Source organism: Clostridium sp. KNHs205, from assembly GCF_000702945.1.
Classification (GTDB): Bacteria; Bacillota; Clostridia; order Lachnospirales; family Lachnospiraceae; genus Anaerocolumna.
The window spans coordinates 2848069-2864796 of record NZ_JNLE01000003.1; the positions used below are offsets into that span (position 1 = coordinate 2848069).

12 protein-coding genes are annotated in these 16728 nt (G+C 37.9%); 6 read left to right on the forward strand and 6 right to left on the reverse strand.

Annotated features, from left to right (window positions below; genetic code table 11):
• Positions 1–191 precede the first annotated feature (191 nt).
• Complete coding sequence (locus BR73_RS0111795) at positions 192–785, reverse strand: isoprenylcysteine carboxylmethyltransferase family protein (RefSeq protein ID WP_033165685.1); 594 nt, start codon at positions 783–785, stop codon at positions 192–194.
• Positions 786–1445: 660 nt separating this feature from the next.
• On the opposite strand from BR73_RS0111795, the gene BR73_RS0111800 reads away from it, so the two are divergent.
• A complete protein-coding gene (locus BR73_RS0111800; protein ID WP_033165686.1) occupies positions 1446–2393 on the forward strand; it encodes a glycoside hydrolase family 43 protein in 948 nt (315 codons plus the stop codon).
• Positions 2394–2901: 508 nt separating this feature from the next.
• Here the strand turns inward: BR73_RS0111800 and BR73_RS0111805 are convergent.
• From BR73_RS0111805 to BR73_RS0111815, 3 genes are all read right to left on the reverse strand, one after another.
• Positions 2902–3906, reverse strand: coding sequence for an ATP-binding cassette domain-containing protein (locus BR73_RS0111805; protein WP_081848634.1), 1005 nt, complete (start codon positions 3904–3906; stop codon positions 2902–2904).
• A gap of 104 nt (positions 3907–4010) precedes the next feature.
• On the reverse strand, positions 4011–4703 hold the full coding sequence (locus tag BR73_RS0111810; protein ID WP_033165688.1) for a GTP-binding protein: 693 nt from the start codon (positions 4701–4703) through the stop codon (positions 4011–4013).
• Positions 4700–5953, reverse strand: coding sequence for an ABC transporter substrate-binding protein (locus BR73_RS0111815; protein WP_033165689.1), 1254 nt, complete (start codon positions 5951–5953; stop codon positions 4700–4702). The genes BR73_RS0111810 and BR73_RS0111815 overlap by 4 nt, the downstream gene beginning before the upstream one ends.
• Before the next feature lie 345 nt (positions 5954–6298).
• On the opposite strand from BR73_RS0111815, the gene BR73_RS0111820 reads away from it, so the two are divergent.
• From BR73_RS0111820 to BR73_RS0111835, 4 genes are all read left to right on the forward strand, one after another.
• A complete protein-coding gene (locus tag BR73_RS0111820) occupies positions 6299–6922 on the forward strand; it encodes a TetR/AcrR family transcriptional regulator (RefSeq protein ID WP_033165690.1) in 624 nt (207 codons plus the stop codon).
• Positions 6923–7087: 165 nt separating this feature from the next.
• Entirely contained in the window at positions 7088–7993 is a 906-nt protein-coding gene (locus tag BR73_RS0111825; protein WP_051685160.1) for an alpha/beta fold hydrolase, read from the forward strand.
• A 250-nt stretch (positions 7994–8243) separates the two neighbouring features.
• Entirely contained in the window at positions 8244–11480 is a 3237-nt protein-coding gene (locus BR73_RS0111830; RefSeq protein ID WP_033165691.1) for a hypothetical protein, read from the forward strand.
• Between the two features lie 138 nt (positions 11481–11618).
• Entirely contained in the window at positions 11619–11828 is a 210-nt protein-coding gene (locus BR73_RS0111835; RefSeq protein ID WP_033165692.1) for a hypothetical protein, read from the forward strand.
• An 86-nt stretch (positions 11829–11914) separates the two neighbouring features.
• Here BR73_RS0111835 and BR73_RS0111840 read toward each other — a convergent pair whose 3' ends face one another.
• On the reverse strand, positions 11915–12955 hold the full coding sequence (locus BR73_RS0111840; RefSeq protein WP_242860667.1) for a HAMP domain-containing sensor histidine kinase: 1041 nt from the start codon (positions 12953–12955) through the stop codon (positions 11915–11917).
• A complete protein-coding gene (locus tag BR73_RS0111845; protein ID WP_033165693.1) occupies positions 12948–13625 on the reverse strand; it encodes a response regulator transcription factor in 678 nt (225 codons plus the stop codon). Before BR73_RS0111845 ends, BR73_RS0111840 begins: the two co-directional genes overlap by 8 nt.
• Before the next feature lie 294 nt (positions 13626–13919).
• Between BR73_RS0111845 and BR73_RS0111850 the strand changes: the two genes are divergently transcribed.
• Entirely contained in the window at positions 13920–16718 is a 2799-nt protein-coding gene (locus BR73_RS0111850; RefSeq protein ID WP_033165694.1) for an ABC transporter ATP-binding protein/permease, read from the forward strand.
• Positions 16719–16728 lie beyond the last annotated feature (10 nt).

A 16728-nucleotide genomic window follows, 5' to 3' on the forward strand; every position in this document is an offset into this window, starting at 1 on the left:
ACCACAAAATAACCTACTAAACAAAAAAGAGGAGAAATCCATATGGCTAATTTTACATCAAATACCTTTACTTTGAAACGAGAAATTTTATCTTTTTCAAACAATATATCCCGTAAACTTTCTAAACCGGATAGAAGTTTACTGCGGACATGACTAGTTTACGGAAACTCAAGAAACCTAAGATAGTCAGTTTAAAGCAAAATAAAATATCTTGCAGTTTTTTGTTTATAGTTATTGTAATCCGATCCAAAAGCGGTAATTAGAAATTTCTCTTCTTCAAGAATCTGTAAATGCAGAATTATTATACAGCACAGGAAGAAGATTAGTTGAAATATATTAAAGAATAATAAGGTGAAGCCTAAATAAAATAAATCAAATCCAAGAAAAGCAGGATTGCGGCTGAATCTGTAAATGCCGTGTGTAATCAGGGTAGTTTTTGCCAAGGGGTCTACACCAGCCCGCCAATTATTTTGCATTGTGACCATAGCTGTTATGAAAATGAATATACCAGCAAAACCAATTGCTGCACCAATACAACGAATCATTGCAGATGGAATAAGAAGAGGGAGATAGTCATAGGCAGCAATACTTATTATCTGAATCAATGCCATTGAGTAAGTAGTTATTTTTAAAAGAATTTCGATATTTCTGGTACGTCTGGGTTTGGAACCACGTCCCAATCTATCGGTTTTAATCCCCTGACGTCTTTGTAGTATCATTTTAATAAAATAACTGGAGTAGAACATAAGAAAAATTATCATACCTAAGAGTTTGAATAGATTCATATGCTGGTATCCTTTCTTGATACAGAATTTCATAATAATAGACATTATAATAGTTGTTTATATGTTCAACTAATATTATAAAAGAAATTATTTAGGTAGTCAATCAGAATTTTCAATAGGCTTTTCTGCTGTATTCTTCTGGAGTACATCCATACAATTTTTTAAATTGTCTTGTGAAATGTCTTACATTAGCAAAGCCGCACAAATCAGCAACTTGCTGAACCAGAAGAACCTCATTGGATAGCAGGACGGTTGCTTTTTCCCTACGGGCTTTTAAAAGGTCGGTTTTAGGTGGGTTTATTATAAGCGGAAAAAATGTCAAGAAGATAGCATTATTATGTAATTATTTCTTTGGGATTTATTGAATTATAATTTAGTAATTATTTTGCGAGATTCATAAGTTTTTTCGAATCAATACGTGCTAAGAGTTTGATTTGAAAGAAAGGTTCAAATATTTCGTCTATAAGTTGTTTGTTAAGGAATATTAATTAACGGAAAAAATATCAAGAAAATCGGAAGATTATATCTATTAATCTCCGACGTTCATGATATGATGAAGAAATACAATACAAAGTATCCGATAGACCCATTTACTGGCAGGCTTATACGGAACTACAAAAACTACAGCTATAATTAATATCTAAATTGGGAGTAAACAATATGCAGGCATATTTATTTGTACATTTCAAGGAAAAGAGAACACCGGACGGAGAGCAGGTATACTTCGGAGTCAGTAAGGACGGCTTTCACTGGGAGGAAGTGAATGATGGCAATCCGGTTTTATGGAGTTACTACGGAGACAAGGGCGTAAGGGATTTTACCATTATCAGAACCAAAACAGGTAAATTCGTTATTATGGCCACTGACTTAAGCTTATCCTACGGAATGCTGAACCAGTATAATAATTCCTGGGCAGAAATCGGCAGAAACGGAAGCAAAAGTCTGGTACTTTGGGAGTCAGAAGATCTCATACACTGGTCAGAGCAGAGAATGATTAAACTTGGTGATGAAGATTTCGGATGCATTTGGGCACCGGATATTATATATGATAAGAAGAATGATGATTATATCGTACACTGGTCATCTCCTCACAGCTCTAATAATTACGGTGAAAAGGGAATCTATTATTCCCGGACAAAGGACTTTGTTGATTTCACAAAAGCACAATTGCTGTATCAGAAAGAAGACAGCGGTGTCATTGATTCTGCCATGTATGAAGAAGATGATAAGTATTATCTGTTCTTAAAGAGCGAGCGGAATCCGGAAAAGATTATCCTGATGGTATCTGAAAATGTAACCGGTCCTTTTGAAAGAATCGAAGAGTTTGATAAGAGTATGGAAGCAGTTGAAGAAGGTTTGTATGAAGCACCTACAGCAGTAAAGCTGGGGGACGGAAGATGGAGTCTGTTCCTTGATTTTTATGGTTGTTCCGCGGAAGAACAGGGATATGTTCCCTTCCTTGCGGATAAATTATCAACAGGCAAATTTGTTCGTTCAGATCAATCTTTTCAGTTCCCTTATGGATATAAACATGGAACTATTCTGACGATTACTACAGATGAATATGAGAGATTAAAGGCCTTTAAAAAGAAACCTTCAGAATATTAAATTACAAGAGAAAGTGTTAAGAGGTTGTAAGTTGTTCGTAGTTGTATTAACAGGTAATTAAATACCTTTAAGCGTAAACACTCAACTGACCACCAAAAGTTAGACTTAAAAATATTTTAAGTAGAAAGATAATATGCCTATGTTAATCTTAATGTCAATAATTTTCATAGTAATTGGTACTACAATGGTTATAAAACCAATAATCATTTATAATATAACTGAAAGATGGAAAACAATAAGAAATGCAGAACCATCGAAACACTATATATATTCAACACGGTTTGGTGGAATAATTTTTATTCTTATTGCTATAATGTCATTTGTCGTATATTTCATAGAGTAATTATAGACAAATCTTATAAACAGATGACAATCATTAACACAAACAGGATGCAGCTATCCCGGGAAATACGAGATATTCTGCATCCTGTCTTAAAATGTATTAAATGTCATAAGTAACATAATATTACGCAATCAAAACAAGCTCGCCATAAGATATTCTGATGGCTTATGATAGATAATCCATGGACAAAACCTGTCCATTACGAAGATCCTGACGTGCAGTTTGTATTAATACATCCAGCTTCTCCAGCTCGCCTAACAGGGATTTTTCTTCCTTGCTGGTATAGATAACTTTGCTGATACCGCCGTTTTTTATGATAATTCTTTTATCTGCCATAAGTGCCAGTAAGGGATCATGGGTAGCCATTAACACAATCTTATCGGAGGAAACCAATAACTGCAGAGCCTTCTTCCTGTCAATTCCCGCATTTTCAATTTCGTCTATAAGAACGATGGGAGAAGAACTTAAAATTGCAGTATCTGCAATCATCAAAGCTCTGGATTGTCCGCCGCTTAAGCTGGTTACGGGAGTATTTAAATCGAACTTTTCACCGGCCAGGTTGTTGGCAGCCTGAATAATACGCTCTATAACCTCCTGGGGTTCTTCTACCATTCGGCTTATGGCATGCATATTCAGAAATTCCTGTACCGTAAGGTCCATTACAAAGTTCATATTCTGGGAGAGCTGTGCCACCAACCTGTTATTGGAGGAAAAACGCCATTTATTATCCGGAACTTTACCGTTGATAAGAATACTGCGTCCGGTAGGAGTGTCATTCTGTGCAGCCCATTCAATATCAGCCAGCAGGCGGCTCTTACCGGAGCCCGTAGGACCAACGATTGAGATAATCTGTGAGGTTTCTACTGTAAGCTCAGAAAAGCCTTCTGTTACGCCGGATTTATCATGTCCAGGAAGAATAGTCAGGGAATGTACCTGGTTATCTTTTGAAAGTCCTAAAAAGGCGCTCATTTGTTCAATAAAGACAGGAAGATCTTCTATAAGCTTAAGCTTATCAATTGCTCCATCCTCCAACTCTTCATCAGTAAAATGGTCTAAATATTCTTTAAAGGTTTTGTCACCATAATCCGTAATATCCAGTTTATTCTGCTCGAAATAAGATAGGGCAAAGGGATATTCCGACAACAGTTTATTCAAACTTAGTTCTAACATTTTCTTCTCCATTCCTGCGCATATTTTCTGCATATCCGTTGTTTCGTACCGGGATGACGCAGCTGTAAGAGTTATAAGGTTGAAAGCGTATTCCTTACAATCAGTTATTTTTCAAGATCTATCTTCTTGATATTACCCATCTGGTAGGCTTCGCCGATTCTTGTTTCTCCCAGGCAGTAAGAGCAGAGCGCAGCGGGCATGGGAAAACGCAGCTGCATACCCTGTACGGTCTGTATATTCTGGGTTTCATCATAGAGAAGGCTTCCAAGTTCATAGGCACCCTGTCCGGTCAACCCGTTAACATGCATGGTTACGGCTCGGGGATTTACAGAGCTGACACAGGAAGCAAATACCTCCCTTTCAGCCTGGGATACAATATCTCCCTTGGTGATAACTACATAATCGGCGGCTTTTAACATAGGGCCGATTTTCTTAGGAGTATTTATACCGGAAAGGTTATCGATAACGCAGACTCCTTTGATTTCCTTTAGGTAAGGAGAGCATCGGTTGCATAAGCCGGCGGATTCCGTAATAAGCAGATCAAGCTCCTCTTTATTCCCCCAGTTAACCACCTCTTCAATATTGGAGGCAAAGAAGTGATCGGGGCAAAGAGCACCGGACAGGCCTTTTTTTACAGGAATACCTGCTTTTTCATAAGCTATATCATCATCTGTGTATAAACAGTCAAATTTAATAACTCCTACCTTTATGTTTCGATTCTGAAAAGAGGCTATGGTTTTCAAGATAACTGAGGTTTTACCGGAGGAGGGAGGTCCGGAAAATATAATCAGATTCATAAGGACTCCTTTCCTGAGGCATCGTAAAACAGCTTTTCTGTATAGGTAATCAATTCACCGATGTCATTGTTGTGGATAAAGTCCCAGCCAACCCACATAAACTTCTGATCGGGTGATAAATGATTGTCTACCAAAGGATTGGTGGAAGGGAATTTACCATTTGAAGATAATATTTCACCGATTTCTTTTGAGTAAAGAAAGTCTACAAAAGGCTTCAGCTTATCTTTATTTTTTGCTTTGGAAAGCAGGAAGATAGGGCTTATGATTGCGCCGTCCTTCGGCCAAACAGGGCGAAGAGGGCCTTTCTTATCCACCATGCTGGCGAAGAAATAGGGGGTTACTGTGACAGCAGGGACAGGGTTGCCGCCTTTTGGTATATGTGCTTTTACCATCTGGGCCGGGTGCATGTTCTGTAAGAGAGCCTTGCCCATCTTCTTAACACCATCTTCTCCGTAATGACGGTAGATATGGAGCAGAAAGGCATTGAACATATCCAGATCCCTCATGGGTAAGCTGATGCTGTTCTCAAATTCCGGCTTCATTAAGTCCTCCCAGCTTTCCGGCATCTTGCGGTCACCCAATACATTTGTATTTACCATAAAGATAGCAGATACAACACCAATAATGGCGTATTGACCTTTCGGGTCTCTTAAGGAAATATCTTCATTATCAAAATCAGGATTCATTTGGCTTACACCGGAAATGTCTTCAAATACACCGGCTTCTCTGTATTGACCCATGAGCTTCTTATCAAAGAATAAATCAAAACCGGCAGACAGGTAAAGGTCGGAAAGTCCGTCTGAATCGCCATTTGCTGAAACTATACGTTCTTTCACGTCGTCCAGTCCAAGATTGGCAGACTTCAGATTATAATCCACCTGATAATCCAGTGTATCCTTTACTGAATCAAACCAGCCGGTGAATTTTTCTAAGAGCGGCAGGCGGATGGGGCAGGGGAGTACACCTTCAATACGGATATCACCGCCAGTTTCTTTTTTTGCAGCATACAGACCGGTTGAAAGGTCCGGATTGCTTCCTTCAATAGCTTCTTCAAGCTTCTGTATAAATACTTCCTGGTTCACTTTGCGCAATGACAGTGCCATCTCCAGTGTAACAGTTTTACCCATAGTGCTTCGCATAACAGGATTGTTCAGATGCTCAAAACCGCTGGCAACAAATATACTAATGGTATCGGGATATTTTTCGGTTATATCATAAATGGTATCGGTAATGTTAAAGTAGCGTGACATATCTAGTTTCCTTTCTTAACTCATAAGTTGTGAAAAGTCCTGTTCAAGTAATAAGTACATTATAACATAATTTTATTGTTATGTTTGTTGTAAAAACAACAAATGTATATAGAATATTGATACAATTTATCATGAATGCGCTTTTTTATAGAGAAAATTACCTGATTTTATCGAATTAAGCATCTGCTCTATCGTAGTAAACGTCTGATTTTATTGTAGTAAGCATCTGATTCTATGTTGTAAGCTCTGATTTTATTGTAGTAAGTATTTGATACTATCGGTATTGACTGCTTAACGATTGTTAAGTATAATATTACTTAACAGTTGTTAAGTGGGAGGTAAAAAGTGTCTGAAGAAAAGAATGGAAAGATAAATAACAAAGAAAATATTGAAATGACAGCACTTGAATTGTTTTCAAAACATGGCTTTCAGGCAGTTTCTGTAAGAGATATCTGTAAGCCATTAGGATTACGGGAAAGTGCTATTTATTATCACTTTACAAATAAGCAGGGGATATTGGATTCTCTGTTATTAAGAGTTGATAAGCTTATACAGCAGATGAAAACCGAATTTGGAGCTGCGTTTTCAGAAGCTGTTGAAGTAAGCGATGAAGCAATGTGTGCTGTGGCAATGGGAATGCTGCAGGGTTATTTACTTGATCCGGTGGTCTATAAGATGATAGCAATGCTGACAATTGAGCGGATTTCCGCTCAAAATGCTCAGGATACCTATCAAAAGCTTGTATTTGATTTACCCCTAAAACAAATGGAAATGGTATTTTCTCAAATGATTGACAAAGGATTTATTGCCCGAAATGCTCCCGAGGTGTTGGCACAGGAATACTATGGGGTTATATATTTAGCTTTTCAAAAAAATTGTATCGGACCGGAACTGACAGAGGAAAAGATAGCTCTCGCGAAGCAGGAAATTAATAAGAATATGAAAGATCTCTATAACAAAATGAAGTAAAGGTTATGATGGATTCTTTCAATTTTTCTATTTGTAGAGGTTTGACAGTTATGCCTGAAAATATATAAAGGAAAGCATCAAAAAATGAGGGCATCTCAGTAAGACGGGCGTGTCTTAAGCTTCTTTTACATATTTGTACAGCCAAGCGGCGAAATGGAGGAACAAATGAAAGTCTATAAAAGCAATAAAGCAAAAGCGAATATCTTTAGATCCTATGACCAGTTAATGGATATGTGGGAGATTGCCTATGAAGATATCTGGATTGAAAATCACTATGGCAGGACGCACATTATTACCTGTGGCAATCAATCAGGAGAACCGCTTGTATTATTTCACGGAGTAGGTGATGATTCTGCCTTGATGTGGATTTACAATGCAAAGGTACTTGGGCAGCATTACAGACTCTATGCAATTGATACAATCGGAGGTCCTGGAAAAAGTGTACCAGGTAAAGCCTATAATAAAAGCTTTGATGACGTTGATTGGATTGATTCTATTCTTAACGGACTAGGACTTGATAAGGTACATATGGCAGGAACCTCCCATGGCGGTTATCTGGTTATGTATTACCTGTTAAAGAGACCGGAGCGGGTCATGAAAGCAATTGGCATGGCATCAGCCATCTCAGATGATAATAGAAATCCTATGTATACAATGATGAAGATATTTCTGCCGGAAGCCCTGCTACCAACGAAAAGAAATGTTTTGAAACTGATTAAGAAATTATCAGGCGAACATCATCAGGTCTTTACGGAAAACCCTGTAATTATGGAGCATTACGGAAGTCTATTAAAAGGCTTTAACAATATGGCAATGGGATATCATAAAGTCATGCCCTTTACAGAGAAGGAGATAGATATAATAAGTAAAAACATTTATTTATTGTTAGGAAGCAGAGACCCCTTTGAAAAACTTGGAGGGGAAGCAGCAGTGAAGAGAAGAAGACTGAATGCCATGTTTTTTGAAGAAGCAGGCCATGGTATTAATCATGAGGAAGCTTCTGAAGTCAATCGGATGATAATAAGGATTCTCAAAGGGGAAATAGAAGATATACGCAACTATAATACATAGACTTAGTATTCATATTGTTATAATAGTATAAATTGATGTTATCAGAGGGTTTGTTTTAACATTTTTAGTAAATAAATCAGACAAATTTCTCCATAATCATAAAAAGTACTGACTAAGTGCCAAAAACCATGGATTTTTGCTGAAAAAACAAGTATAATATAGTCCTTGTTACCCAGCCTGAAGGGATGTAAAATACCGCACAAAGAGTTGACAGTAAGGGGTAGACAGCAGACAGAAGGGAAAGACACGGATGATATTATCGAAACAGGACAAACAACGATTAGCAAAATTAGAACAGGACTATGATAATAGCCTTTATATAATAGAGGAACTGAGCAATAACTATGATAAGAGCAAGGCACAATTAGAAAAAAAAGAACAGGAAGCCAGACAACTCCAGCAGAAAATATCCTTCTACCAGGGTGAAATTGCAAAATATAATGAGATTACTGACCAGGTAGAAGAGTATGTTAAAGAAAGAGAAAGCCAGATTACACGTTTAAACAGTGACGTGGCAGATCATAAAGCGAAAATTTCATCTCTGTATGTTGAGAAGGATAGCCTGTCAAATATCATAAAAGAGCAGCAGACAAATTTCACGGAACTGGAAGAGCAAAAAAAATTATGTGAAGAAGAGCTTGGTATCCAAAAAGCAAAAGCAGAAGCCAGGGACAGCCAGATAAAAGAGTATGCAGAGTTACTGGAAGAAGCGGAAGTGAAATTTGCTGAAAAAGAAAGTCTCATAGCAAGCCTTACGGAGCAGTCAAAGGTATTAGAAACAGAACTTGAGGCAAAGAATACCAGCCTTACCAATAACCTTACCCAGCTGAAAGAATTAGAGGAAGCTGCAAACAAGCAAAAGGATGAGCTGCTTCAATTAACAACCAAGCATGCTACGTTGAAAAAAGAATCTGAAGAAGCAAAGAAAAACCTTGAGCAGATGTCTTTACAGTTAAAGAATAAAACAAAAGACTTGGAGGAACGGGCAAAAGAGCTTCTTACCACGAAAAATCAACTAAAGAATAATGAAATACAACAAAACAAATTAACTGAGCAAATTAATAAATTTGAAACTGAATTAAGTCAGGTTAGAGCTGCTTGCATAAAATCTGAGGAAGAATTAAGGTTAAAGACTGAAAAAATTGAGGCATTAGAAGCAGAAAAAGCTGTACTTGAAAAAGAACACAGTGATGTCATTGCAAGTTTAGCCCAAGAACAGACCTACAATCAGGAATTAATCAATTCCCTTCAGGAATTGAAAGCTGAATTGGAACAGTCAAAGCTGGGACTGAAAAATGCAGTGACTGATATTCAATCAAAAAACAATGAAATTGAAACCTTGTCTGATTTGTTGAAGGCAGCTGATGCTGAGAAAGAAAAGCTTAATACACAGCTTGAGAGTATAAATAATAAAGCAGAAGAATTAACAGCTAAGATTACTGAACTGGAAGAACTTATAGAAATATCAGGAGAAGAATCAAAGAATGTTATCCTGGAGCTGAACAAAGCCAAAGAAGAGAATAAAAGATTACAGGCTGAAAAGGAAGAACTGAAAGAGCAGGCAAGCCTGAATATAAAAGAGTTAAGTCAACAGTTTGAAATTCAGAAATCTGAACAGCAATCCAAATTTGATGAAGAAATTACTCGTGTTATCGACGAATTAAGTAAAGAAAATGAAGCTACGAAAGCATTTGCTGCAAAGGAATTAAATGAATGTAAGGAACAAGCAGAACAGGATATAAACAATATCATAAATCGAACTACCCAGGAACTGGAGGCTTATAAGCAGCAGGCAGAGCAAGAAAAAAACAGCATTAAAATCCTTGCCGAGGAAGAAATGGAAGCTGTTAAAACCCTGTCATCACAAGAGTTAGAGCAATACAAGAAGCAAATGGGTCAGGAAATAGAAGAGATTAGAGAATTAGCGGTTCTTGAACAGGAAGAATTAATAGAAAATGCAAGAAATGAAAAGAAGCATCTGGAAGAGCAGCTGGGAGAAGCTATCTATGAAAATGAACAATTACATAATCAAATTAATACTGTAACAGAAGAAAAAAACCACATCTCGGACAAACTTAAGCTTAACGAGGCTGAAAACCAGGAATTGTATATTGATATCCAGGGATTACAGGTTAAAAACCAACAATTACATAGTGAGAAACAGGAATTACAAGCTGAAAATCAAGAATTATATAGTGAAAAACAGGAATTACAAGCTGAAAATCAAGAATTATATAATGAAAAACAGGAATTAGAGGATAAAAACCAAGAATTATGTATCGAGAACCAGGAATTAGAGGTTAAAAACCAAGAATTATGCATTGATATACAGGAATTTCAGGTTAAACACCAAGAGCTATATAGTGAGAACCAGGAATTACAGTCTAAAAACCAAAAATTACATAGTGAAAATCAAGGATTAGTAGCAGAGCACAATTCATTACAGAATCAGAATATAGAATTACAAACTAAAAACCAAGAATTGCAAGCTGAAAACCAAGAATTGCAAGCTGAAAACCAAGAATTACAAGCTCAGAAAGAAGAGCTTAGAATTCAGACAGGTCAAGAAATTAAGAGTCTGAATGAACTGTTCGAAAAAGAAAAAACAGAACTGCAAGTAAGATATGAAGATAAGATATCACAGATTAAAATTCAATTACAAAAAGAAAACGAAGAGAAAGCAATACTTGCAGACCAGGCTTTTGAAGATTACAAGCTGCTTGCAGAGCAGCAAATGGAGGATTATAGGCATTTAGCTGAAATTAGTGAATCAGAGCTAGAGAATCTAAAACAGCAGACAAAGCAAGAAATAATAAGCATAAAAGCACAGTCTGAGAAAGAATTAGAAGAATACAAGGAGCTGGCTTATCTTGAAACCGAGCAGATAAAAGAGGAAGTCCGGAAAGAGAAGAATCTTCTGGAAGAGCAGCTGGAGCAGAGAAAACAGCAGGTATACCGTTTAGAGCAAAAATTGCATAAGCTTCATCAGGAAGATGTCAATAAAGCAGATGAAATCAATGAAAAGCTTTCTCAGTTAAGTCAGTTGTCAAGAGCTAACGAGATGTTAACAGAAGAAATCAAGCAGTCTGCGGATTCTATAGAATTGCTGAAATTAAAGCTTAAAGATACTGAAACAGAGAAAGAAATGTTATTGAGCAGTATGAAACAACAAGAAGAGAATATCAAATCAGTTACTCAAACCCTGGAAATACAAAAGGATGCTAGTTTTGAGCAATATAAGGCTTTAGCAAAGCAAAATGAAAAGATAGATGAACAGGTGAAAGCAATACAGCAGCTGGTTGACAAAAACAAGGAATTACAGCAAAGCTATAACTCCTTAAATGCCAACTTTATGGAATTGAAGCATAAAAAGGATAATAATGCAGAAACTGTGCGGTTAACAGAATTAATAGAAGAAAAGAATAAACATATTGATAACCTGGAAACCCAAATATTAGAACTGATGATTGAGATTGAAAAAAGCTAGAAGTGCAGATACCCACAGCAGTAATATGGAGCAAAATGTAAAATAATATCATATTGTGAAAAATTGTGTATACGGTTTTATTTTTATTTGATATAATTACAATTGTATAATATTTAACAAAGCGTGGGAGGAAGTTATATGTTTGAGAAGTTATCAAAAGTTGGAGCTTTCCTATTTCTTATAGGAATAATCTCATTGGGATTATCATTTATAGGGCTGCAGTTTAAATTCTTATTTTTTCTGGGAGAATACAGACGAACAGTTGAAATTGCCAGTATTGTTATCGGTGTGATTCTTTTATTAGTAGCCAAAGCATTTGGTAGTAACAATAATAATGAAAATGAATAATTAAAGAGTATAATTATAGTTATACATAGAAAGTCTTTGCACTCTGCTTTCGGGCAATCTGCAAAGACTTTTTATTTATTGTCGATTCAATAATACATAGGCAATTCAACGATAAAGGAGGTGCCGATATCGTTGCTTTTTACTGTTATACTGCCTTCATGCAGTTCGACGATTCGTTTGGCTATTGTTAAGCCGATACCGTTTCCTTTCGTTGCATGGGAAGTATCCCCCTGATAGAATTTATCAAATATACGATCGGCAGCCCCCTGACTAATGCCAATTCCCTGATCGGTGAAAGTAATTGTTATCTTTTCGGGTTTTTGACTAATATTAATTGTAATCGTTGAATTTTCTGGAGAAAACTTAATGGCATTATCGAGAAGATTAGTCCATAACTGATTCAGCAGCTCCTCATTTCCGCAGACATTAATCTCATCGTAATCAAAAAGAATCTCAATATTTTTCTCTGCCCACTTATTCTCAAGTATGGCAATTATCCGTCTTATCTGCTCGCTGCCGTTATAACAGGTTTTGTCCTTTAATATCATCTGATTTTCAACCTTGGAGAGATTAAGCACATTGGTCGCAAGCTCAGCAAGACGTTCCGATTCATAAATAATAATATCCAGATATTCGTCCCGTTCTTCTTTGGTCAGATCTTCATATTTAAGGATTTTGGCAAAACCTCTTACTGATACAATAGGGGTTTTGAATTCATGTGAGAAATTATTTACAAAGTCCGACCGAAGCATCTCTATACTACCCAGCTCTTCAGCCATATGATTAAAGCTGCTGTTTAAATTCTGTAATTCCTCCGGACCTCTTAAATTAATCCGCACATCAAAATCACCTTCTGCTAATCTGTCAGAGGCAGAAATAATTTCTCGCAGAGGAGACAGCGGAAAACGGCTGAATACCATGGCAACAATTGTTCCTACTATAATACTAAAGATTGCAAACATAAAAAACGGTGTAATGGTAGGATTGGGTTTAACAATTCCAAGCTGACTCAAAACAAATATTCCAACCAGCATGAGAAGCATGGTAAATAACAAAAGGATAAAGATGATTACAGCAAAGAGCATAGCCATCTGAAATTTCTTTAATCTGTTATGAAGTCTACTCACACTTTTTCACCGCCTTATAGCCGATTCCACGAATAGCGACAATCTCAAATTCCGGATAAGTTTCAAAACGCTTACGAAGCCGGTTGATATGAACATTTACTGTAGTATCAACTGTCTCAGACTCCATACCCCATATCTCATCCATTAACTGGATACGGGTAAAGATTTTATCAGGATAGGCTAAGAGCTTATAGAGCAGATAGAATTCTTTCTGAGGCAGGGTCTGCTTGTCCCCTTCCCGTTCTACTGTAAGAGCGTCATAATCAAGAGTTACCTTCCCGATATGCAGCTTGTGCTCATTTACGATCCTGGCGCGGCGTAAAAGTGCCTTGATACGTAAGAGCATCTCTTCTTCATTCACGGGTTTTACCATGTAATCATCTGTACCCGAAATGAACCCCTTGCATTTATCCTCCGGCAGCTGTTTCGCCGTTACCATAAGGATAGGGGTATTATTGTGACAGCTGCGCAGCTGTTCCGTAAATTCATAGCCATCCATTTTCGGCATCATAATATCTAAAATAACCAGATCTATATGCTGGGTATCCATTATATCCAAGGCATCCTCTCCATTTTCTGCCAGAAAAACTTCATAACCGGCATGTTTTAAGACTGCTTTCATAAGCCTGGCGGTATTCTTATCATCTTCTGTAACCAAAATATGAAACATGAAATCGGCACCTCCCTTTCTACTATATAAGTTGATATCCAAGCATAACCCTCCGGTTATATCTCTGAATTAATATTATACCATAAACGTTAACTCAAAATAAACTTAAGTCCATTTTAACCCGCGATATGGACTGTTTTTATCTGCCAATATCAGAAGTACAGCTTTAGCCTGACCTTTCAAAATAATTTCTTATTTTTCTCTTTCGTTAATTTTCAGTTTTTCTTTCCCGTATATAATCAGCTTCGTTGAAAGGCCTACTAAAAAAATTAATGCTTAAAGGAGAAAATGCCTATGCTTCAAATCAAAAATATATGCAAGAAATATGTTACCGGCGGTCTGACCCAGCAGGCGCTGAATAATGTTACCTTTAATCTTCGTGACAGTGAATTTGTTGCTATCTTAGGACAGAGCGGTTCCGGAAAGACAACACTATTAAATATTATCGGCGGTCTTGACCGATATGATTCGGGTGATATCGTAATTAACAGTGTTTCTACCAAAAAATATTCCAACAGAGACTGGGATTCCTATCGTAATCATACCATTGGCTTTGTATTCCAGAGCTATAACCTGATTCCTCATCAGTCCATTCTGGCAAATGTAGAATTGGCCCTTACCATTTCCGGTATCTCAAAAAGCGAACGAAGAAAGCGTGCAAAAGAAGCTCTTGAAAAGATGGGGCTTGGCAGTCATCTTCACAAACGACCCAATCAGATGTCAGGAGGACAGATGCAGCGTGTTGCTATTGCAAGGGCTTTGGTAAATGACCCGGATATTCTTCTTGCCGATGAACCCACCGGTGCGCTGGATTCTGAAACCAGTGTTCAGGTAATGGAGCTTTTAAAGGGAGTTGCCAAAGACCGTCTGGTAGTGATGGTTACTCATAACCCGGAACTGGCAGAAGAGTATGCCAGCCGTATTATTAAGCTTCACGATGGAAGAATTGTATCCGACACCAATCCCTATGAGGTTGATGAGACGAGACTGGAATCCCCTAAACATAAGAATATGGGAAAGGCCTCCATGTCAATTACAACAGCCTTATCCTTAAGCTTTAACAACCTGAAAACGAAGAAGGGGCGTACCCTTTTAACCTCCTTTGCAGGCTCCATCGGCATCATCGGTATTGCACTGATATTATCCTTATCTAATGGAATCAATGCCTATATCGATGACATACAAAAGGACACCATGTCCTCTTATCCCATTGCCATTGAAGCACAGTCTCTGGACTTGAGCAGCTTACTTGCTGCCGGAAGGCAGTCCGGAATTTCCGACGATGCAGAGCATGAACTGGACGGTGTATATTCCAATTCCTCCGATATGGAACTCGCCAAAAGTGCAACTACCAGTATCAAGGAGAATAACCTCACAGAATTCAAAAAATATCTGGATGAACAAGACAGCGAAATCCATCAGTATGTAGGGGAGAACGGTATAATTTATTCCTATGATGTAAAGTTCGATGCATTTGCCTATGATCCGGAAGGAGAACTTATTAATACGGATGGCAGTGAATTTACCAGCGGGAATTCCTCCCCCATGGCGGGCGGTATGGCCATGGGCGGCTTTTCCTTAGGAGGTATGCCCATGGGGAATCTGACCTCTTCCAGTAAGTTCGAGGAACTTCTGCCGGGAACACAAGGCAACCTCATCAGCCCAGCGGTAACCGATAATTACGAGGTACTCTATGGTAACTGGCCGAAAGCCTATAACGAAGTAGTTCTGATACTGGATGAAAACAATGAGGTATCTACCTCCGTGCTATATGAACTTGGTATACTGCCCTCTGCAGAGTATAAGGAAATTCTTGAAAAGATAGGTAATGGGGAAGAAATCTCCTTTGAAAATCACAAGTGGAACTATGAAGAAATCAGTAATCAGACCTTTTATATACTCCCAGAAAGTGATTATTATGTAGAGCGGGAAAATGGAATATTTGACTATACTGCAGAAGATAAGGATACACTGGAAACCTTATTAAAGGACAGCATCGAACTTAAGGTTTCAGGAGTGGTAAAACCGGAGGAGGATGCATCCTATACAGCAATTTCAGGAAGCATCGGTTACACAAAAGCGCTGACAGATGCCCTTATTGAACGAACAAATAACAGCCCGGTAGTAAAAGCCCAGGAAGCAGCACCGGAAACCAATGTAACTAATGGTATGTCCTTTACACCTAAAAAAGATGAAGTAAAAATAGAAGAGACGATTAAATATCTCTCAGGACTTAACCTCTCAGATAAAGCAGCCGTTGCAGCTTCGATACTCACCTCTTCACCCGCAAATACCCAGAATAACAGCGGAGAAACACAGAATGCAGGTGAGATACCTTCCCAGGGTCAAGCAGGCTCTGCCGGTGCAGGTATGTCTTCAGAAATGAGTGAGGAGAATCTTGCAGCAATGTTAGATGCTTATTTACTGGAGCCGGATAATGAAACTTTGCTAAAGCTCTATGATACCTATATCCAGGCTGGAAGTTATGATGACAATATGAGTTCTTTTGGAGTAGTAAGCCTGGATGCACCAGCCTCCATCAGTATTTACGCGGACAGCTTCGAAGACAAGGACGGAATCTCTGCCTCAATTGAAGACTATAACAAAACAGCAGGAAAAGAAAATCAAATAACTTATACGGATTTTGTAGGACTGCTCATGTCCTCCATTACCACTATTATTAATGTAATTTCCTATGTACTTATTGCCTTCGTTGCAGTATCACTGATCGTTTCTTCCATTATGATCGGAATCATAACCTTTATTTCCGTACTGGAACGAACCAAAGAAATTGGAGTCCTTCGTGCTATTGGTGCTTCCAAGAGGAATATAACCCAGGTATTCAATGCAGAGACCTTTATTGTAGGTTCCATATCCGGTCTGTTAGGCGTCGGTTTAACCTGTCTGCTACTCATACCTATAAATTCAGTGATTCATGCAGTATTAGACACTAATGCTGTTAATGCGGCACTACCGGTAACCAGCGGATTAATTCTCATAGTTTTAAGTATGGCATTGACCTTAATCGCAGGACTTATACCAGCAAAGAAAGCAGCAGGCAAAGATCCGGTAATAGCGCTGCGCAGTGAGTAAGGCAGAAAGG